Annotated in this window: 19 protein-coding genes and 1 pseudogene; 1 reads left to right on the plus strand and 19 read right to left on the minus strand. The window is 41.6% G+C overall.

What is annotated here, in order from left to right; translation table 11 throughout:
• Positions 1 to 18: 18 nt before the first annotated feature.
• From I2H52_RS03575 to gyrA, 17 genes and pseudogenes are all read right to left on the minus strand, one after another.
• Complete coding sequence (locus I2H52_RS03575; RefSeq protein WP_045617275.1) at positions 19 to 642, minus strand: hypothetical protein; 624 nt, start codon at positions 640 to 642, stop codon at positions 19 to 21.
• A gap of 144 nt (positions 643 to 786) precedes the next feature.
• Positions 787 to 2,610: a translation elongation factor 4 gene (gene lepA, locus I2H52_RS03580; RefSeq protein ID WP_001047200.1), complete on the minus strand. Its 1,824-nt coding sequence runs from the start codon at positions 2,608 to 2,610 to the stop codon at positions 787 to 789.
• A gap of 78 nt (positions 2,611 to 2,688) precedes the next feature.
• On the minus strand, positions 2,689 to 3,417 hold the full coding sequence (locus I2H52_RS03585; RefSeq protein ID WP_000133347.1) for a metallophosphoesterase family protein: 729 nt from the start codon (positions 3,415 to 3,417) through the stop codon (positions 2,689 to 2,691).
• Positions 3,418 to 5,085 carry a DNA repair protein RecN gene (gene recN / locus I2H52_RS03590; RefSeq protein WP_195594282.1) on the minus strand — a complete coding sequence of 556 codons (1,668 nt, stop codon included), beginning with the start codon at positions 5,083 to 5,085 and terminating at the stop codon, positions 3,418 to 3,420.
• A gap of 6 nt (positions 5,086 to 5,091) precedes the next feature.
• On the minus strand, positions 5,092 to 5,523 hold the full coding sequence (locus I2H52_RS03595) for an arginine repressor (protein ID WP_001034390.1): 432 nt from the start codon (positions 5,521 to 5,523) through the stop codon (positions 5,092 to 5,094).
• Positions 5,516 to 6,331 carry a TlyA family RNA methyltransferase gene (locus tag I2H52_RS03600; RefSeq protein ID WP_084918282.1) on the minus strand — a complete coding sequence of 272 codons (816 nt, stop codon included), beginning with the start codon at positions 6,329 to 6,331 and terminating at the stop codon, positions 5,516 to 5,518. The genes I2H52_RS03595 and I2H52_RS03600 overlap by 8 nt, the downstream gene beginning before the upstream one ends.
• Positions 6,324 to 7,199 carry a polyprenyl synthetase family protein gene (locus I2H52_RS03605; RefSeq protein WP_101800049.1) on the minus strand — a complete coding sequence of 292 codons (876 nt, stop codon included), beginning with the start codon at positions 7,197 to 7,199 and terminating at the stop codon, positions 6,324 to 6,326. The genes I2H52_RS03600 and I2H52_RS03605 overlap by 8 nt, the downstream gene beginning before the upstream one ends.
• Positions 7,196 to 7,408 (minus strand): exodeoxyribonuclease VII small subunit, encoded by a 213-nt coding sequence (locus I2H52_RS03610; protein WP_084918279.1) that lies wholly within the window; start codon positions 7,406 to 7,408, stop codon positions 7,196 to 7,198. The genes I2H52_RS03605 and I2H52_RS03610 overlap by 4 nt, the downstream gene beginning before the upstream one ends.
• Positions 7,386 to 8,726, minus strand: coding sequence for an exodeoxyribonuclease VII large subunit (gene xseA / locus I2H52_RS03615; RefSeq protein WP_049500033.1), 1,341 nt, complete (start codon positions 8,724 to 8,726; stop codon positions 7,386 to 7,388). The genes I2H52_RS03610 and xseA overlap by 23 nt, the downstream gene beginning before the upstream one ends.
• A gap of 128 nt (positions 8,727 to 8,854) precedes the next feature.
• Positions 8,855 to 9,493 (minus strand): uridine kinase, encoded by a 639-nt coding sequence (udk, locus tag I2H52_RS03620; RefSeq protein WP_001181369.1) that lies wholly within the window; start codon positions 9,491 to 9,493, stop codon positions 8,855 to 8,857.
• Positions 9,494 to 9,606: 113 nt separating this feature from the next.
• Positions 9,607 to 10,485 carry a tRNA pseudouridine(55) synthase TruB gene (truB, locus tag I2H52_RS03625; RefSeq protein WP_045617288.1) on the minus strand — a complete coding sequence of 293 codons (879 nt, stop codon included), beginning with the start codon at positions 10,483 to 10,485 and terminating at the stop codon, positions 9,607 to 9,609.
• A gap of 3 nt (positions 10,486 to 10,488) precedes the next feature.
• Positions 10,489 to 11,295: an alpha/beta fold hydrolase gene (locus tag I2H52_RS03630; protein ID WP_195594908.1), complete on the minus strand. Its 807-nt coding sequence runs from the start codon at positions 11,293 to 11,295 to the stop codon at positions 10,489 to 10,491.
• A gap of 11 nt (positions 11,296 to 11,306) precedes the next feature.
• Entirely contained in the window at positions 11,307 to 12,581 is a 1,275-nt protein-coding gene (locus I2H52_RS03635) for a DUF2130 domain-containing protein (RefSeq protein ID WP_045617292.1), read from the minus strand.
• A gap of 94 nt (positions 12,582 to 12,675) precedes the next feature.
• Positions 12,676 to 13,956 (minus strand): O-acetylhomoserine aminocarboxypropyltransferase/cysteine synthase family protein, encoded by a 1,281-nt coding sequence (locus I2H52_RS03640; RefSeq protein WP_195594283.1) that lies wholly within the window; start codon positions 13,954 to 13,956, stop codon positions 12,676 to 12,678.
• A gap of 149 nt (positions 13,957 to 14,105) precedes the next feature.
• Positions 14,106 to 14,903, minus strand: a pseudogene (locus tag I2H52_RS03645) (formate/nitrite transporter family protein).
• A 204-nt stretch (positions 14,904 to 15,107) separates the two neighbouring features.
• Positions 15,108 to 15,863, minus strand: coding sequence for a class A sortase (locus tag I2H52_RS03650; RefSeq protein WP_045617298.1), 756 nt, complete (start codon positions 15,861 to 15,863; stop codon positions 15,108 to 15,110).
• Complete coding sequence (gyrA, locus tag I2H52_RS03655; RefSeq protein WP_195594285.1) at positions 15,863 to 18,331, minus strand: DNA gyrase subunit A; 2,469 nt, start codon at positions 18,329 to 18,331, stop codon at positions 15,863 to 15,865. The genes I2H52_RS03650 and gyrA overlap by 1 nt, the downstream gene beginning before the upstream one ends.
• Before the next feature lie 193 nt (positions 18,332 to 18,524).
• On the opposite strand from gyrA, the gene I2H52_RS03660 reads away from it, so the two are divergent.
• Positions 18,525 to 19,511 carry an L-lactate dehydrogenase gene (locus I2H52_RS03660; RefSeq protein ID WP_000204722.1) on the plus strand — a complete coding sequence of 329 codons (987 nt, stop codon included), beginning with the start codon at positions 18,525 to 18,527 and terminating at the stop codon, positions 19,509 to 19,511.
• 278 nt (positions 19,512 to 19,789) lie between these two features.
• On the opposite strand, the gene I2H52_RS03665 is transcribed toward I2H52_RS03660, so the two are convergent.
• Positions 19,790 to 20,065, minus strand: coding sequence for an HU family DNA-binding protein (locus I2H52_RS03665; protein ID WP_001284635.1), 276 nt, complete (start codon positions 20,063 to 20,065; stop codon positions 19,790 to 19,792).
• Positions 20,066 to 20,171: 106 nt separating this feature from the next.
• On the minus strand, positions 20,172 to 21,008 hold the full coding sequence (locus tag I2H52_RS03670; RefSeq protein WP_045617301.1) for a DegV family protein: 837 nt from the start codon (positions 21,006 to 21,008) through the stop codon (positions 20,172 to 20,174).
• Positions 21,009 to 21,079 lie beyond the last annotated feature (71 nt).

Consider the following 21,079-nt stretch of genomic DNA (forward strand, 5'->3'; position numbering starts at 1 on the left):
TGATCTTCTTTTTTTCATTTATTCAGATTTAGTAGTTGACCAGCTACTTTCAACCATCGGTAAGATTATTTTTAAAGTTTCCCCATCCCCTTCAAGTGAAACATAGCGGATTTTACCATCATTTGATCGGAAAACCCAGGTAACGAGGTATTTTCCTGACTTAGCAATTGCATTGACAACATAGGCTTCATAACCTCCAATAGTCGATTTGGAGCCCCAAACCTTACTGAAATCAGAGCTTTGTTCTTTGGAAGTTAAAATACTAGCAGAGACAGTCACAACATCCAATTTAGCATATTCTTCTTCGCTGATATTAAATTGCTCAGCCTTGAAGGTATTCAGCGTAACAATGTTGATATCTGTTCCATCACAATACTGTATATCATTTCCACCTTCTACTTCATGGAATCGAACCCATGATTTGGGTACCTTGACAAATCCATATTCATTCGAACCGATGATTTGTGTCTCTTCCTTTTTCGCTTCAGAAACAGCAGAACTAGAGCTACTCGTTTCCTGACTGCTAGAAGAACTAACAACCGCAGTCGAACTTTCTTCGGTTGCTGTTTGCGACTTATTGGAGCATGAAGCTAAAAAAGCACTAACAGTAACTACAGTACCTAAAATCAATAATTTTTTCATCCTACCACCTCTCCATCTGCATTATAAGAAAAATAAGAACTTCTGTCAAATTCTGACCTAATTGATTCTGTTAGTTTCCGATTTTATTGCTCACATTTAAAGCAAAAACTCTTGAAAAATCTTCAAGAGTTTTGTTTTTTATTTCTATTCTTCATCCATACTCAAGACGCTGAGGAAGGCTTCTTGTGGGACTTCTACTGATCCGATAGCTTTCATGCGTTTCTTACCAGCTTTTTGTTTTTCAAGGAGTTTGCGTTTACGAGAAACGTCACCACCGTAACACTTGGCAAGTACGTTTTTACGAAGGGCCTTAATATCCGTACGAGCCACGATTTTGTGCCCAATAGCTGCTTGAATCGGTACCTCAAACTGTTGACGAGGGATGATTTTCTTGAGCTTATCCACGATGAGTTTCCCACGCTCGTAGGCAAAATCCTTGTGAACGATAAAGCTGAGGGCATCCACCTTATCCCCATTGAGAAGAATGTCCATTTTGACCAGCTTAGATGGGCGATACTCTGACAATTCGTAGTCAAAGCTTGCATAACCACGCGTCGAAGACTTGAGCTTATCAAAAAAGTCAAAGACAATTTCAGCAAGTGGGATTTGATAGATGACATTAACACGATTATCATCAATATAATCCATGGTTACAAAGTCCCCACGCTTGCGCTGAGCCAATTCCATAACAGCACCGACAAACTCCTGCGGTACCATAATTTGCGCCTTGACATAAGGTTCTTCAATGGTCGCAATCTTAGTTGGATCTGGGAATTCTGATGGATTTGACACATCCATAGACTCACCATCAGTTTGGTTAACTTTGTAGATAACAGACGGAGCTGTCATGATGAGGTCAATGTTGAACTCACGCTCTAAACGCTCTTGAATAACATCCATATGGAGAAGTCCAAGGAAACCACAACGGAAACCAAATCCAAGTGCCTGAGATGTTTCTGGTTCAAATTGCAGACTGGCATCGTTAAGTTGCAATTTTTCAAGAGCTTCACGAAGGTCATTGTACTTGTTTGACTCGATTGGATAAAGACCTGCAAAGACCATCGGGTTCATTTGCTTGTAGCCATGTAATGGTTCTGCGGCAGGATTGGTTGCCAAGGTAACTGTATCACCCACACGAGTATCTTGAACCGTCTTGATAGAAGCCGCAATATAACCAACGTCACCTGTGGCTAGGAAATCACGCCCTACTGCTTTCGGTGTGAAAATTCCGACCTCCGTCACATCAAAGGTCTTGCCATTGCTCATGAGCTGAATCTTATCGCCAGGTTTGACTACCCCATCCATGACACGAACTTGGAGGATAACCCCACGGTAAGCATCGTAGACAGAGTCGAAAATCAAGGCTTTGAGTGGCGCCGTTACATCACCAGTTGGGGCTGGTACTTTTTCCACGATTTGCTCAAGAATCTCTTCGATACCAATACCAGCCTTGGCAGATGCTAAAACTGCTTCGCTAGCATCCAGTCCAATGACATCCTCAATCTCTGTACGAACGCGCTCAGGATCGGCTGCTGGTAGGTCAATCTTGTTAATAACTGGAAGAATTTCCAAATCATTGTCCAAGGCTAGATAAACGTTGGCAAGTGTTTGAGCTTCAATCCCTTGGGCCGCATCAACCACCAAAATCGCTCCTTCACAGGCAGCTAAGGAACGCGACACTTCATAGGTAAAGTCCACATGCCCAGGCGTGTCAATCAAATGGAAAATATAGGTCTCCCCATCTTTTGCAGTGTAATTGAGCTCGATAGCATTGAGTTTGATGGTAATCCCGCGCTCTCGTTCTAGGTCCATACTATCCAGAAGCTGGGCTTGCATTTCACGACTAGAAACGGTCTCCGTCTTTTCCAAAATGCGGTCTGCTAGGGTTGATTTCCCATGGTCAATATGGGCGATAATAGAGAAGTTCCGAATCTTCTCCTGTCGTTTCTTTAATTCTTCTAAATTCATGATGCTCTTCCTTTCAGGGTATCTATTAATTATAAATTGTTTTTAACATTTTGACAAGACCATACCCTGCTAGGAGTACTAATCTTCGGCAATAAAACCATCATTTTCGATAAAGTGGTGTTCGGTCATTCCTTGGTCTGTAAAGACGATTCCATGAAGGACACCACCATAAACAGCTCCTCCATCCATGCCAATCTTGCCATCTTCTGTCATCCAAAGCTCAGCAGTACCTCGGTCTTGCTTTAGCAAACCATAAACTGGTGTATGCCCAAAGACAATGATTTTCCCAGTATGATTTTCGGCTTCGTGGAATGGCTTTCTGAGCCAGACTTTCTTGTAATCAGTCGTTTCATGCCAATCATCCAAGGTCAAATCAATACCTGCGTGAACAAAGATATATTTGTCTGTCTCTACCACAAATGGCATTTGACGAATAAATTCGACCAAGTCTGCCGCTTCAGTCGCAACACGCTTGGCATCTTCTACGCCATCAACTGGTGCATCCAAGGGACGACCTAAAATTGAGTTAATGGTTGTATCACCACCATTGCGACGATAATGGTCATAGCTTTCTTCTGGGTCATCAAGCCAAGTCAGAAACATATACTCATGGTTACCTGATAAACAAATAGCTCCTTGATTGTCGACCAAGTCTTTGACCATCTCTAGAACACGGCGACTGTCTTCACCTCGGTCAATCAAATCCCCTAGAAAGAGCAACTGAGTTTGACCATCCCAGGTCTTGAGCAGATCTTCTAGCATACCTGCCTTTCCGTGAACATCTCCAATTACATAATAGTCTGTCATTTATTTCATCCTCGTTTGCAATAATTCTCTGGCTTGGGTAAGGGCAGCTTCGGTTACATTTTCCCCAGCCAACATCTTAGCTACTTCCTCTACTCGCTCTTCTAAAGTCAAAAGGCGAACCGTCGACACCGTTGAGTGCTCATCGCTAATCTTCTCAATAAAGAATTGATAATCCGCGATGGCAATCACTTGTGGAAGGTGAGAAATAGCAAGAACCTGACCATGCTGACCAATCTTATGAATCTTTTGAGCAATGGCTTGGGCCACACGACCTGAAACTCCCGTATCCACCTCATCAAAGACAATACTAGTCTTACCTTCTTTGCGAGAAAAGGCGGATTTAATAGCTAGCATGAGGCGGGATAATTCCCCACCAGATGCAACTTTGACCAAAGGCTTAAAGTCCTCACCTGGGTTGGTGGAAATGTAAAATTCGACTGCTTCATTTCCTTCACGGCTGAACTTACTCTTACTAAAGCGAACCTGAAATTGAGCCTTCTCCATATAGAGATCTTGCAGTTCTTGTTTAATCTCTGCCTCAAGCTGCTGGGCCAAATCATGGCGAGCAGATGCAAGCTGACCTGCCAAATCAACAAGATTAACTTCCAATTTCTTGAGTTCTGCTTCCATATCTTCGGAAGAAAGATTATTTCCAGTCAAGAGATTGTACTCTTCCGTAATCTTGGCAAAATAAAGCAAAACATCGTCCACAGTTCCACCGTACTTGCGTGTAATAGTATTTATAAGGTCTAAGCGATTTTCAACCTGCATGAGACGATTGCCATCAAAATCCAAGTCCTCAATAATATCTTCCAAACGCTTTGTAATATCTTCTAAAACATAGTAGGTCTCAGACAGAGAACTTGAAATTTCACGGTATTCAGGGTCATATTCTTCAACACTTTCCATGTCATTCATGGCTGAACGGACATTAGCAAGACTGGAGAATTCCTCATTGTCCAACATACTGTAGGCATTGGTTAGCGTATCCGCAATATTTTTATGATTGAGAAGTTTATCTCGTTCTTGGTTGAGAGCTAAGTCTTCACCAGCCTGTAAGTTTGCTGCCTCAATCTCTGCCATTTGAAATTCCAACATCTCAATACGAGCCTTATGTTCCTGCTGATTTTTCTTGACTTCCAGAAATTGCTTACGCATTTTGCGATAGGCATCAAAGCTCGTCTGATAGGCCTCCTTCAAGTCCAAGAAAGCTGCATCACCAAACTCATCCAACATCTGAATGTGCAGTTGAGGACGCATTAACTCCTCTTGGTCATGCTGACCATGGATATCCACAAGATGTTGCCCAATAGCACGCAAGACAGAAAGATTGACCATCTGGCCATTCACGCGACTAACACTACGACCATTTTGCAAAATTTCCCGGCGGATGATAATCTCATCACCCATTTCCAAACCTTGCTCATCAAAAAGTTCCTGTAAAAGGCGACTATTTTCAACTGAGAAAAGCCCCTCAATCTCTGCCTTAGGAGCACCGTGACGAATAACGTCTGTCGTTGCACGAGCCCCCAACATGAGATTCATAGCGTCGATAATGATAGACTTTCCAGCACCCGTTTCCCCGGTTAAAACAGTCATACCCTTTTCAAAATTGAGCGAAATCGCCTCAATAATGGCAAAGTTTTTTATCGAAATTTCAAGTAACATACTGACCTACCATTTTTTGACTTGTTCAACAATTTCTTCAGCCGCCTCTGCTGTTCTAGCTACAATTAAGATAGAATCATCATCAGCTAGACAGCTAAAAATCTGTTCAGAAAATGCTTCAACCAACTGACTCTTCACAAAAATAGTATTTCCAGGAATGACAGCAAGGTTGATCATATTTCCCATTAACTCAGAACTCACAATATTGTCCTCAGCCAACTGCAAACTTTTGACGATTGATTTTGGCAACTCATAGATATAGGTGTTATTCTTCAAAGGAATTTTAACAATACCAAGCTCTTTGATGTCCCTTGAGACAGTGGCTTGCGTAGCAGAAATACCTGCTTCCTTCAAATGCTCAACGATTTCTTCCTGAGTACCGATTTGATAATCCGTAACAAATCTTCTAATTTTTTCAAGTCTCTCTTTTTTATTCATCTTTAAATTCTCTATGTGCTCTCTCTACAACTTTTTCTATTTCAGGAGCAACTTGGTTACTTGCTCCCTCTTCCTTTTTCAAATATGCCAGAAATTCGATGTTTCCATGTCCACCTTGGATTGGTGAATAGTCTAATCCAAGCACTGAAAAACCTTGCTCAACTGCCATAGCTGTGACAGATTCAAGGACATTCTGATGAACCTTGGCATCACGAATAATCCCATTTTTCCCAATCTGCTCACGACCTGCTTCAAACTGGGGCTTAACCAGAGCTACAATTTGACCTTGATCAGCCAAGACGCGGTGCAAAGCAGGCAAAATCAGACTGAGGGAAATAAAACTCACATCAATACTGGCAAAGCTCGGTTCCTGCTCAAAATCAGTCTTTTCAGCATAACGAAAATTAAACTGCTCCATGCTGACAACCCGAGGGTCTTGGCGCAATTTCCAAGCCAACTGATTGGTGCCAACATCGACTGCAAAGACTAACTCAGCACCATTTTGCAACATGACGTCAGTAAATCCCCCAGTGGAAGCCCCAATATCAATCGTGGTTGCTCCCTCGACTGACAAATCAAAGACCTGCAAGGCCTTCTCTAGTTTTAGACCACCTCGACTGACATACTTGAGTTTTTCACCCTTGAGTTTTAGCTCAGTATCATCTGGAATTTTCTCTCCTGGCTTGTCAAAGCGTTCTCCATTAAGGACTGCTACGACTAGTCCAGCCATGACACCGCGCTTGGCCTGTTCTCGCGTTTCAAACAAGCCCTGTTTATAAGCTAGTACATCCACTCTTTCCTTAGCCATTGATTCTCAAACTTTCTACTACTTTCACAATCGATTCTGTTTCAAAGGGAACTTGCTGGGCAATTTCTTCTAATTTAGCCTCGGCTTGATCCAAAGTTTGGTTACAAAAGGCAGTCGCCTCCTCCAAGCCTAACAAGGCAGGATAGGTTGACTTTTCTGCCTGCAAATCCTTTTGTGGAGTCTTGCCGATTTCCTCAAAACTAGCGGTCACATCCAGCACATCATCACGAACTTGAAAGGCCAGTCCAATCAATTCACCAACCGCTTTCAATTTTGCTTGGATTTCTGGCGCTAATTCTGCTATGATAGCGGCGGCTTGGAAAGGATAGGTTAGTAATTTTCCAGTTTTATTGGCATGAATGGTCTGGAGTTCTTCCAAGGACAAGTGCTGGTGTTCGCCTTCCATATCTAAAACCTGACCTGCTACCATGCCTAGACTTCCTGAAGCAAGGGATAAGTTGGCAATCAGGTCCACCTTGATCTGACTTGGCAAATCCGCCTGCGCTATTAAGGCATAGGGATCTAGGAACAAGGCATCACCTGCCAATATTGCCATCGCTTCGCCAAATTTCTTGTGATTTGTCAAGCGCCCCCGACGGTAATCGTCATCATCCATGGCAGGAAGATCATCGTGAATCAAGCTCCCTGTATGAATCATTTCCAAGGCCGCGGCTACCTGCGCATGAGCTGGTCTAATAGCGACTTGCAAGGCTTCCAGAACTTCTAGCAAGAGAAAAGGTCGAATACGCTTGCCACCAGCATGAATGGAATAGAGAACGGACTCTCGCAAACTAGAGGCAAACTGCTGGTCTCCATAAAAATTTTCCAAAGCAGACTCGACAAGAGCTAATTTTTCTTGCTTCTTCATTCAAAATCACTTTCTGTTCCGTCTTCTTGCATGACTTTAACCAAAGTTTTTTCAGCCTTGTCCAGCGTCGCTTGGAGCTCTTTTGACAAGACCATGCCCTTTTGAAAGGCAGCAATCGCATCTTCTAAAGCAATTTCACCATTTTCTAAACTTTGGACAATGGTCTCCAGTTCTGTTAGATTTTCCTCAAATTTCTTTTGTTTTGACATCTTTCACCTCTAATTCTACTTGACCATCTCGCATCAAAAGCGTCACTTGGTCTTTTTTATTCAACATCTCAACCGAATCGATAACTGACTCTTCTTTTTTGACAATTGCATAACCACGCGCCACGATTCGACTGGTATCCAACATCAGTAAGGCTTCTGAAAGTCTTTTCACCTCAGCAACCTTGGCATCATAAACCAGCGCCATTTGGCTACGTAGAAGCTTGTCTAACTGACCAAGCCGGTCCTGATAGCGTTGGATTTTGGTCACAGGTGATAATTGTACCAGTTGATGCGTCCTTGCTTGGACTAGCTGTTTATTATCAGAAATCCGTGTTCTCAAACTTTGTTTTAAGCGCAGTTGCAGTTGGTCCAAGCGTTGTAAATAACCATCATACAAGCGCTCTGGCTGTCTAAAGATGACCGACTGACTGCATTTTTTCAGAGCTTCTTTTTTTCTTGACAGGACATTCTGAACTGCTGTCGCCATCCGTTTTTCTTGATTTTGCAAATGGGTCAGAAGATCCAACTTGGTTACAGGCGTTGCTAGTTCAGCTGCAGCTGTTGGTGTCGCCGCCCGACGATCCGCTACAAAATCCGCCAAGGTCACATCTGTCTCATGCCCAACACTAGAAATAACTGGCAAACGAGATTCAAAAATGGCTCGTACCACAATTTCTTCGTTAAAGGCCCAGAGATCCTCGATGGAACCCCCACCACGACCAATAATCAGCAAATCCAAATCGTCCCGTTGATTAGCACGCGCAATATTTCGAGCAATTTCTTCTGCCGCTCCATCACCTTGAACCTTGGTCGGATAGAGAAGAATATCGACACCTGGAAATCGCCTGCTGACGGTCGTGATAATATCTCGAATAACAGCTCCACTGCGACTGGTTACCACACCAATTCGCTTAGAAAATTGGGGAAGAGGTTGCTTGAAACGTTCTTGAAACAGGCCTTCTTCTGTCAGTTTCTTCTTGAGTTGTTCAAACTGAATCGCAAGCGCACCAACTCCATCAGGCTCAGCCTTTTCAATGATGATAGAGTAGCTCCCACTGGGTTCATAAACCTGAACTCGCCCAATCACATTGATCTTCATTCCTTCTTCGAGGTCGAAGCCTAATTTCTGGTAAATCCCTGACCAGATGGTCGCTTGAATGACTGCGTGGTCATCTTTTAGGGAGAAATATTGGTGCGTAGGTCGTTTACGAAAGTTGGAAACTTGACCAGTTAAATAGACCCGTTCCAAGTAAGGGTCTTTATCGAATTTCATTTTCAGATACTTGGTCAAAGTTGTTACTGATAAATACTTTTCCATCTCCACCTACTATTCATTTTCTTGCTTTTCCATGGGTATTATTATACCAAAAATATGATTAAAAATCTCCTTTTGCATACCGAAACGAAAGGAAAAATAGAAAAAGGAGGCCAAGCCTCCTCATCTGATTATTTGCTGTTACGAGCTTCTTCCAAAATCTTTGCAATCTTGGTTGTCAAAAGGTCAATAGCGACTGTATTGCTAACTCCCTCAGGAATGACGATATCCGCATAGCGCTTGGTCGGCTCGATGAACTGGTGATACATAGGTTTGACCACACCCAAATACTGATCAATAACGCTATCTAGACTACGGCCACGCTCTTCCATATCACGCTTGATCCGACGAATAATGCGCACATCATCATCCGTATCCACAAAAATCTTGATATCCATCAAATCGCGCAGGCGCTTGTCCTCCAAGACCAAAATTCCCTCAACGATAAAGACATCTTGAGGCTCCTGACGATAGGTCTTGCTGCTCCGTGTATGCGCTGTATAGTCATAAGTTGGAATGTCCACCGGACGCCCTGCCAACAATTCCTTTATCTGCTCAATCATCAAGTCTGTATCAAAAGCAAAAGGATGGTCGTAGTTGGTTTTGACACGCTCTTCAAAGGTCAAGTGAGACTGATCCTTGTAATATGAATCATGCTCAATCATGGAAATCTTTTCATCAGGGAAATGAGATAAAATGGCTCTCGAAACACTGGTCTTGCCACCACCAGAACCACCTGTCACTCCGATAATGATTGGTCTATTTTGCATGCTATCCTCCGTTTTTTTATCCGTCGTCTATTCTATCATATTTTTTGTAAAATTTATAGTCTGATTTTGATAGACTCTGGGTAACACAATTCTAATACTTACACCCAGTTAGACTAGGTAAAAACCTTCCTTGGTTTGTAGAGATTGTCCCTTTTTTCTAGAATAGCTAGCAATGTATCTCCCTCAAAGGCAGCCAATTCTTGGTCTGTTTGGTCTAGCTCGATAAAACGACCAAAGCGCACTTCTATAGCCTCTTCTGGAGTTAGGATAACTTTGACAAGGTCCCCTATCCCAATCTCTAAAGGATGAAGAAAGTCCAGCTGACCAGCCTCCACTTTTTCAGCAATTTCGTCCAAGGTAAGAGCGTCCTCAAGTTGCAAACCTGCAGCACTGGTCCGTGTCAGATGGGACATATGAGCCGCATACCCCAGCTTCTCTCCTAAGTCAACCGATAAAGTACGGATATAAGTTCCCTTGCTACATTTCACACGAAAAGTAAAGCGTGCAAGATGACCCTCATAAGAAATCGGACTTGTACGTTCAAATTGATAAATGGTCACCTGACGTTCTGGACGCTCCACTTCCTGACCAACACGCGCATACTCATAGAGCTTGCGACCATTGACCTTGACAGCTGAGTACATGGGAGGAATCTGAGTAATAGGCCCAGTCAGGCTAGTAATTGCTTCATCGACAAGCTTTTCATCCAAGGGCAACAAAACAGGTGTCTCCGCGACCACTTCCCCACTAGCATCCTCTGTCGTCGTGGAATAGCCGAGAGTGATTTCTCCCTCGTAGACCTTGCCCTCATCCTGCATAAACTCGACCATGCGAGTCGCCTTGCCAACTGCGATAGGCAAAACACCCACTACATCTGGATCCAAGGTTCCACCATGACCGATTTTCTTGGTTCCTAAAATCTTACGCAGTTTAAAAACCGCATCATGCGAGGTCATCCCCGCTTCTTTTTTTAAGTTGATAATACCGTTCATTCATTAACTTTCTAAAAATACTAAAACTCTCTTTTGGAAATCCTTATTCTGCTCATAAAGTGCATGGCCGCACTCTGGCAAAATAGTGAGCTGGCTATCTTTGATATGCTGATGCAATTCAAGTGAAGCTTCTATGCCTAGAACATCATCCTTTTCTGCTCCAATGATTAGCGTAGAACAGTTTATTTTTTCCAAAATGATTAGGCTATCGTGTTTCAAACAAGATACAGCCTGAATAGCAATGCGTTGTTTATCTTTAATACGGCCAAAAATTCCCATTATTCGATAAAGGTATTTGAATTTTCCGAAGGATTTAGTTGTGTAAGAGTGACTAGCAATATCAACCATCAGTTCTTTATAAGTCCCTATTTGACTCAGGCTCAGCCAGCGTCTAATCCGCTCCCTACCAAGCTCACTTAGTTTTGCAGTAGTAACAGCCAAAATCAAACTTTCAACCTTTTCTGGAAAATCTACAGCTACCCATTGAGCAATCATACCACCTTGGGAAATCCCCATGACGACAGAACTTTTTAAATTCAATACATCCATAGCTTCCGCTACATCAGCAGCCATATTTCGTGTTGTATAATTTTCTGGCAACTTATTGATGCGACTAAAAACATAAACTTTGTAAACCTTTGCAAATTCTCGGTAAGTTAAAGCTAGCATTTGAGCCATGCCCTTAACTGTCTGTAATCCATCCCCCAACCCTGGTATGATAACGAGAGACTTCTTTCCTTTACCAAAGGTCACATAATCCATGTTTTTTTGATCTAGTTGAAGGACCTTATTTTTCGAAGAGTAAAACATTATTTTCTTCCTCACTCCCCCTTCAACGCTTCAAATTTCGCTTTCATAGTTGGATTTTTCCGTGTTAGTTTTTTAACTGAAACATCTTCCAATTTGTTATTAGCGAGGCGGAGTTGGTTTTCGGATGTGGTTAGGAATTTCTTAACCTCTTCCATCCGCTTGATGGCCTTGTCGATTTCATCAATGGCTTTACCAAAGTTGGTCGAAGCTGAGTTGTAGTTCTTGGCAAAGGCTAGTTTAAAGGCATCCAAATCTTCCTCAAAATGTGTAATATCGATATTTTGCTCTCGAACCAAGGCCAACTCTTGTTTGTATTTTAGGGAATTAAGAGCTGCATTTCGTAGGAGACCAATTAACTGGATAAAGAACTGGGGACGAACCACATACATCTTTTCATACTCGTGGCTGACGTCAACAATCCCAGTGTTAAAGTAGTCACTATCGGCCTCAAGCATAGTTACCAAAACGGCATATTCACAGTTCTTTTCCCGACGATCCTTGTCCAATTCCTTATAGAAGTCTGAATTCTTATGCTTCTTCTCTGTGCCATCGGCTTCATTTTTCATCTCAAACATAATGGAAATGAATTCCAAACCATTTTCATCAAAATCACGGAAGATAAAATCCCCTTTAGAGCCACGCTCAGAAATCTTGTTGTCCTTTTCAAAATACGCATTGGGGAAGGCAAGTCTACGAACCTTGTTAAACTCACTCTCTGCATACTGTTCCAAACTTTCACCGATAGCTTTTGTGGATTGTTGGGCTTTGAAATTCTTGTAGAACTCGACTTGTTCACTAGCTGCCTTAAGCTGAGCTTCGTAATTTTGCTTAACAGAAGCCAAAGATAACTCATTTTCCTTTTCTTGCAAGAGAAGCTGATTTTTGACCTGATCACGCTCTCTTTCTAAATCAGAGAGAGTCTTTTGGAGTTGGTTTTCATGCTCTAAACGCAATGTAGCCAATTGGCTTTCCAAGGCCTGCACTTCCTTGTCCTTTGCTAATAAGGCCTCATGGCTTGTCTGTTCAACTTCTTTCTTGACCAATTCCTTCTCTGTATCAAACTTTTGGATTTGACTCTGCAGTTGCGCAATTTCTTGGTCTTTTTGAGCCAGTTTAGTCTGTTGCTCATTCATAGCCTTTTGCTCAGCCAAGGCCAGCTCCTGCTTCATGCGATCGTGTAATTCCTTATCAAACTCGGCAGTTTTCACTTGGGATAAAAGTTCGGCATACTGACTTTCATTTACTGTAAAGACTTCCCCACAGTTGGGACATTTGATTTCGTTCATAACTTTCCTCTTTCTAGACTTCTGTAACCATTATATCATGCCTGAGGGAAAATCAAAAACAGTGAGTCGAAACCCACTGTTTATATCTGTTACTTTAAATTTTTTCCAAGGCCAAACGCAAATCTTCAATCAAATCCTCTACATTTTCAAGACCGATCGACAAGCGGATTTGGTTTGGTGTTACACCTGCTGCTTCTAGATCTTTTTCTGACAACTGACCGTGAGTGGTTGTCGCAGGATGGACAACAAGAGATTTGGCATCTGCTACGTTTGCAAGGTCAGAGAAGATTTCCAAATTATCAATCACCTTGCGAGCTTCTGTCTCTCCACCTTTAACATGGAAGGTAAAGATTGAACCCACACCTTTTGGCAAATATTTCTCAGCTAAGGCATGATATGGACTGTCAGCTAGTTTTGGATAGTTGACTTTTTCTACCTTAGGATGGTTGACAAGGAAATCAACAATTTTCTCTGCATTTTGCACATGGCGTTCGACACGAAGAGAGAGAGTTTCAAGCCCTTGGAGCAAGAGAAAGGCATTAAATGGTGACAAGGCCGCACCTGTATCACGGAGCAATTGAACACGAACAGCTATAATAAAGGCTGCTGCACCCACATCACGAGTATAGCTCAAGTTATGGTAGCTAGGATCCTCCTCAACAAATTGAGGGAATTTCCCTGAAGCTGCCCAGTCAAAACGACCGCTATCGACAATCACTCCTCCAATAGTCGTACCATGCCCACCGATAAACTTAGTTGCTGAGTGGATGACAATATCTACACCGTGAGAGAAGACGTTAATCAAATATGGTGTGGCAAAAGTGTTGTCTGAAACGAGAGGAATCTGGTGTTTATGCGTAATCTCAGCCAATTTTTCCAAGTCAGGAATGTTAATCAAGGGATTCCCCAAGGTTTCAATCAAGACAAGCTTGGTATTGTCATTGATAGCTGCTTCCACTTCTTCCAAATTATCCACATCCACAAAGGTTGTTGTGATCCCATAACGAGGAAGGGTTTCTTTCAAGAGGTTGAAGGTCCCACCGTAAATAGTTGACGCAGCCACCACATGGTCACCTGCGTGAGCAAGCGCCAAAATAGTGTAGGTTACAGCAGCCATACCTGATGCTGTCGCTAGTGCTCCAACACCACCTTCAAGAGCAGCGATTCTTTCTTCAAATGCCGCTGTTGTAGGGTTGGTAATACGAGTATAGATATTGCCTGGTTTTCTCAAGGCAAACAGATCTGCACCTTCCTGCGTGTCATCAAAAACGAAGGATGTTGTTTGATAAATCGGTACTGCACGAGATTTGGTCGCTGGATCCACTACTTGCCCAGCATGTAATTGTAGGGTTTCAAATTTAAAATCACGAGTCATAAGACGACCTCCAAATAGCTTCATTACGGATATTGTACCATCTTGGGCTAGTCTTTTCCAATACCGTTTTTCTATATTTTGCTATAAGGAACAACTATGACTAGTCTTACATTTCAAACAAAAAAGCACGATTAACTCGTGCCCGTTTTTTAATCTACATAAGTATCTTCATTTTTATTGAGGAAGGCGTAAGGCAAGCCCATCAAGAGACCTCCTCCGATAAAGTTCCCGACAAAGGTTACACCCCAGTGACGAAGAATATTAGGTATGTCAAAGTTAGCAATTGAATCAGCTGCAACACTGAACTTAACAATCGCAAAAGAAGCAAAGTTCGCAGCAATGTGTTCGTTTGTTAAGAATACAAACATGTAAATTGCTGACAAAACAAGCCAAAGTTTGGCCCCACCATCTTTCACCAAAACAAATGAAAGAATGGCAATGTTTACAAAGATATTGGCTAAAATACCTTCAAGTAAGACTAGCTCATTGGAACGACCTAACTTCATCTCTACAACCCCTGAAATGAAACTATCGTGAGTCAGATGTGCATAGGCTGCCGAATGAGCAAAGCCCCAACCTGCTATCAAAGCACCGATAAGGTTGAACAAGGTACAGTAAAGTAAAATCTCAGTTGTTTTTCTCCAAGAGATTTTTTTCAAGAAACTACCAGCTGTCAAGAACATCATGTTGGAAGTGACCAACTCAGCATTCAAGAAAACAATGTAGGCCAATCCCCAAGCAAAAACAAATGGGAAGAGAAAACGTCCACTACCTGGAGCGATCTTATTAATCAAGTCAGCCCCAACTGCACCCGCAGCTGTACTAAATGTTAGAAAAGCACCTGCAAACATAGAACGAATCGCATATTTGAATTTGCTTTAACTATAAAGACTTTCTTTCTTCTTACAAGCAAATTCAATCTTTGAGATGAATTCTGAAGAGACCATAGAAAACTCCTAAAACTTTTTATTTGTGATAATTATAACATATTTTTAGTTTTCTAGAAAGCGTTTTCTGCAAAAATCTAAAAATTTTGTTTCAACTATTTCACATATAATACTCCTCATTCTTTCTCTTAGAGATTTTCCAACATCTACTTTTCTTTATATAAAAACCAGTAAAACAAATGGTTTCACTGGTTTTTTTCAAACTTAATATCGTTGTCTATACGGTTGATTAAAGGCCTTCAAAATATCTTCAGATGTATCCGAATAGGCTTTTGATTCTTTAAAAATCCCTTTTACAATAATTCGTTCGGTTGCATCATAGTCTACACAGGTTACCAAGGTGATTTCTTTCACGCCATCACGATCTTCGATTTCATCTACACGGTCTGGTGTAACACGTTTTACTTCTGTAATCTCATAAGTATAAACTTTATCCTTATCCGTTAGATAAATTTTCATACCTGCTTTGGCATTGACCAAAGGTGAGAAGAGCATTTGACTGGCATTTTCAGCAGTAAAGATATGGTGACTGGCTAGAGAATAGTTCCCTTCTCCCATTTTTTGATCTGGTTTCATGGTCCCTGCTCCATAGAACAGGTTTACATTATCCAAACCTTTAAAAATCGGTAAGTTTATCTCCACTTCAGGAATAGCAATCCCACCGATAACTGGAAGCTTTTGGGCATCCCATTGTGAAGCAAGAACAGCTTCAGATGAAATGGACTTTACAGAGTCAAAATCAAAATTCCCTTCGGATTTCAGGTTTTCATCAATATTTTCCTTGGTCACTTGATTGACTTGGTATTTATTGGTATTCCATACCAAAAAGAGATCACGAATCTTTGAATTAAAAATCAAAGCTAGCGATAAAAGAATTAAGAAACCCGCTAAAATATTGATAAATAGATTTCTGCGCTTATTTTTCTTACTCTTTTTATTTTTCGTTCTTCTATGAGACATTATGCTTCACCTTCTGTTTCAATTTCAGTCCCAACTTCTTCTTTTTCTGCCGCAGCAACCGTTGTAAAGGTCACAATCTTAGCATCCTGATCTAGACGCATCACCTTAACTCCCATAGTTGAGCGTCCAGTTTGTGAAATATTGGCAACGTTTGTACGGATCATGACACCTGTATCTGTGATAATCATCAGGTCTTCATCCCCCTTAACAGTGAGGAGACCTGCCAGAGGACCATTCTTCTCAGCAACATTGGCTGTCTTCATCCCTTTACCACCACGGCCTTTGGTAGGATATTCCGTAGCAAGTGTACGTTTACCATATCCTTTTTCAGTGATGATAAGAACCTCATCTTGGTTTGTAATCACACTAGCACCAACTACTGTGTCTCCCTCACGAAGATTGACTCCTCGAACACCTGTCGCGATACGACTCATGCCACGAACAGCTGATTGATTAAAGCGAACAGCATAACCAAACTTGGTACCAATGATAATATCTGTATCTTCTTCTGTCAACAAGACATTAATCAATTCGTCTTCATCCTTGAGATTCAAGGCTTTAAGTCCATTTTGACGAATATTAGCGAACTCTTTAACACTGGTTCGTTTCACGATACCGTGACGAGTTGTAAAGAAGAGATAGGCGTCATCACTACGTTCAGACTCAACGTTGATGATGGTCTGAATACTCTCACCTTCGTCCAACTTCAAAAGATTAACAACTGGCAAGCCCTTAGCGGTACGACCGTATTCAGGGATTTCATAACCTTTAAGTCGGTATACGCGCCCTTTATTGGTAAAGAAGAGCAAATGATCATGGGTGCTGGTTGAAACCAACTCACGCACAAAGTCATCATCCTTAACTCCCGTACCTTGAACTCCACGGCCACCACGTTTTTGTGCGGTAAACTCACCTTGGTCCAAACGTTTGATATAGCCCTTGTTAGATAGGGTAATCAAGACATCAGTTTCTTCAATCAAATCTTCATCTTCAAGAGTTAAGACTTCTCCGTTCATCAACTCCGTACGACGCTTGTCTCCAAACTTGCGTTTAACTTCGTCCAATTCCTCTTTGATAATTTGAGCCACGCGCTCAGGTTTGGCAAGAATATCAGCCAAATCTGCAATCAAGGCAATCAACTCATCATATTCAGACTGAATCTTATCACGTTCCAATCCTGTCAAACGACGAAGACGCATATCAAGGATAGCTTGACTTTGGCGTTCAGAAAGCTTGAACTTGCTCATCAACTCAGCTTGCGCTTCCGCATCCGTTTCACTAGCACGGATAATACGAATCACTTCATCAATGTGATCCAGAGCGATTAAAAGACCTTCTAAGATGTGCGCACGCGCTTCTGCTTTTTCCTTGTCAAAACGAGTACGGCGAACAACCACTTCTTTTTGGTGCTCGATATAAGCATCCAAAATTTGACGAAGGGACAAGATTTTTGGCACGCCATTTTGAATCGCCAACATGTTGAAACCAAAATTGGTTTGCATCTGGGTCATCTTGAAGAGGTTGTTAAGGATAACGTTGGCAGAGGCGTCGCGTTTAACCTCGATTACAAAGCGAACGCCTTCACGATTAGACTCATCACGTACAGCTGTAATGTCCTCAATGCGTTTTTCTTGCACCAAACGAACGATATGCTCATGGACCTTGGTTTTATTGACCATATAAGGAAATTCTGTTACCACGATGCGCTCACGTCCTGTCTTAGTCGTCTCAATCTCCGTTCGAGAACGGAGGACAATCGAACCCTTACCAGTCTCATAAGCCTTATGGATACCTGATTTCCCCATGACAAGGGCACCAGTTGGAAAATCTGGACCAGGCAAAACTTCCATCAAGTCCTTAGTAGTCACATCTGGATTGTCCATGACTAGCTTCACTGCATCAATGGTTTCACCCAGGTTGTGAGGAGGAATGTTGGTAGCCATCCCAACAGCAATCCCAGTTGCCCCATTGACCAAAAGATTTGGGAAACGAGCTGGCAAAACCAAGGGTTCACGTTCGTTAGCATCGTAGTTGTCTACGAAATCAACTGTGTTTTTATTGATGTCACGAAGCATTTCAAGAGCAATCTTGCTCATACGTGCCTCAGTGTAACGCTGCGCAGCGGCACCGTCTCCATCCATAGAACCAAAGTTTCCATGTCCATCGACAAGCATATAACGGTAGCTCCACCACTGAGCCATACGAACCATAGCTTCGTAAATAGAGGAATCTCCATGTGGGTGGTATTTACCCATAACATCCCCTGTAATACGGGCTGATTTTTTATGAGGTTTGTCTGGTGTAACACCTAGTTCATTCATTCCGTAAAGAATACGACGATGAACAGGCTTTAAACCGTCTCGAACATCAGGAAGAGCCCGCGCAACGATAACACTCATGGCGTAATCGATAAAGCTGGTCTTCATCTCCTTTGTCAGATTGACATTCACTAAATTTCTATCCTGCATTAATAAATGCCTCATTTCACTATTAGTAATTAGATATATTATACCATAATTTGTCCTTCATTTCAGTCTTTGAAAACCACTAAAACGTTTACATCGAGAACCGAATAGAATATTCGTGACAAAGTTTTTTAAAAGTGATAGAATGAAAGTGTCTGGGGATTCCCCTAAAAAAAATGAAGGAGATGTTTAGATAATGACTTCAACTAAACAACACAAAAAAGTGATCCTTGTTGGTGACGGTGCCGTAGGTTCATCTTACGCTTTCGCACTTGTTAACCAAGGAATTGCACAAGAGCTTGGAATTATCGAAATTCCACAATTACACGAAAAAGCTGTTGGTGATGCGCTTGACCTTAGCCACGCCCTTGCCTTCACTTCACCTAAAAAAATCTACGCTGCTCAATACTCTGACTGTGCAGACGCTGACCTTGTTGTTATCACTGCAGGTGCTCCTCAAAAACCAGGTGAAACTCGTCTTGACCTTGTAGGTAAAAACTTGGCTATCAACAAGTCAATCGTAACACAAGTTGTTGAATCAGGTTTTGATGGTATCTTCCTTGTTGCGGCTAACCCAGTTGACGTTTTGACTTACTCAACTTGGAAATTCTCTGGATTCCCTAAAGAACGTGTTATCGGTTCAGGTACTTCACTTGACTCAGCACGTTTCCGTCAAGCACTTGCTGAAAAATTGGATGTTGATGCTCGTTCCGTTCACGCCTACATCATGGGTGAACACGGAGATTCTGAGTTTGCGGTTTGGTCACATGCCAACATCGCTGGTGTAAACCTTGAAGAGTTCCTTAAAGATACTCAAAACGTTCAAGAAGCTGAATTGATTGAATTGTTCGAAGGTGTTCGTGACGCTGCCTACACAATCATTAACAAAAAAGGAGCTACATACTACGGTATCGCAGTAGCACTTGCTCGTATCACAAAAGCAATCCTTGATGACGAAAATGCAGTACTTCCACTTTCAGTCTTCCAAGAAGGTCAGTACGGTGTTAAAAACGTCTTTATCGGTCAACCAGCTGTTGTTGGTGCACACGGTATCGTTCGTCCAGTAAACATCCCATTGAACGATGCTGAAACTCAAAAAATGCAAGCATCTGCTAAAGAATTGCAAGCTATCATTGATGAAGCATGGAAAAACCCTGAATTCCAAGCAGCTTCTAAAAACTAATGAAAAGAAGGTCCTCGAACATGGGGACCTTTTTTCTTTTACTGTAAAGGCTTAAACCCTATTTTTCAAAAGACCACTTATCTCAAAAGTTATATATCATATCAAAGACTCAGTTGAAAAACACCTAAATTTATACATATATAACTAAAGAAATGAAATCAACCGTTGCAGATGTCATGAAAAAGTATTCGTCTTTGCCCCCAAAATGCCCCAAAGCAACAAAAAAAGCCTATTGACCAAGCTAGAAAGCTTGATACAATAGGCTTTTTAAAGTGTCATTACTTAACAGCGTCTTTAAGGGCTTTACCAGCTTTGAATGCTGGAACTTTAGAAGCTGCGATTTCGATTTCTTTACCAGTTTGTGGGTTGCGACCTTTACGTGCAGCACGTTCACGAACTTCAAAATTACCAAAACCAATCAATTGAACTTTTTCACCAGCTGCAAGGTATTCAGTTACTGCTGCAAATACAGCATCAACTGCTGCTGCTGAATCTTTCTTAGTCAATTCTGTAGCTTCTGCCACTTTAGCGATCAAATCTTGTTTGTTTGCCATGTTAACAAATCCTCCAAATAATTTCTGATTAACAAATATAATCATATCCTAAAATTGCCCATAGGTCAAGTCAAAAACACCATTTCAAACATTTTTCTCTATTTTTTTAGGAATTATAGCGGATTAGAATTGCCCAAGCATTCTCTCCGGTATGAGTTTGAATAATAGAACCAGTTTCCAGTACAGAGATTGGTTTCTCAACATAGGCTTGCAATAAACTCTTCATCTCATTTGCCCATTCATTCGTTCCAGCATAGGAAATTCCAATTTCTGCAACTGATTTATGAGTAAGAACCACCGTTAACTCTTCAAGCCATTTTTTGAAAGTTTTCGCACCACGTCCTTTGACGATTGGTTGGAGTTCGTGGTTTTTCATCTGCATCACTACACGAATATTTAATAGTGAGCTTAATAGTCCCGTCACACGTCCAATACGCCCACCCTTAACTAAGTTTTCTAGCGTCGAAACACCGATATAAAGCTCTGTGTGATTCTTCACTTCTTCTATATGTGCTAGAATAGTTTCTAAATCTTTACCCTCTTTAGCAAGTTTTGCAGCTTCAACAACTTGAAACTTCATAGCCTGATCTGTAAAGGAACTATCAATAACAGTCACATCAGAACTTGAGAGACTTGCACCTTGGCGAGCAGCTTCAACTGTTCCAGACAAGGCATGAGACATATGAATAGCAACAACCTGACTGCCATCTTTTCCTAGCTCTTCAAAGACTTCAGCAAACACTCCTACTGGAGGTTGACTCGTTTTAGGGAGATTCTTGCTTTGTTGCATGAGATGAAGGAATTCCCCCTCTTTTAGATCAGCATCTGAGTAGAGTACGCCATCAATCATAACTGATAAGGGGACAATAGTGATATTTAATTCTTTAACTACTTCTGGTTCGATAGTAACAGAAGAGTCCGTTACAATTTTTACTTGTGTCATAAGTTCAATCTTTCTATTCTTCTCAATAGGATTGGGATTTTTCACTCTTATTATATCAAAAAAATGATAAA

The organism is Streptococcus oralis, assembly GCF_015561235.1.
Lineage (GTDB): Bacteria > Bacillota > Bacilli > Lactobacillales > Streptococcaceae > Streptococcus > Streptococcus oralis_BK.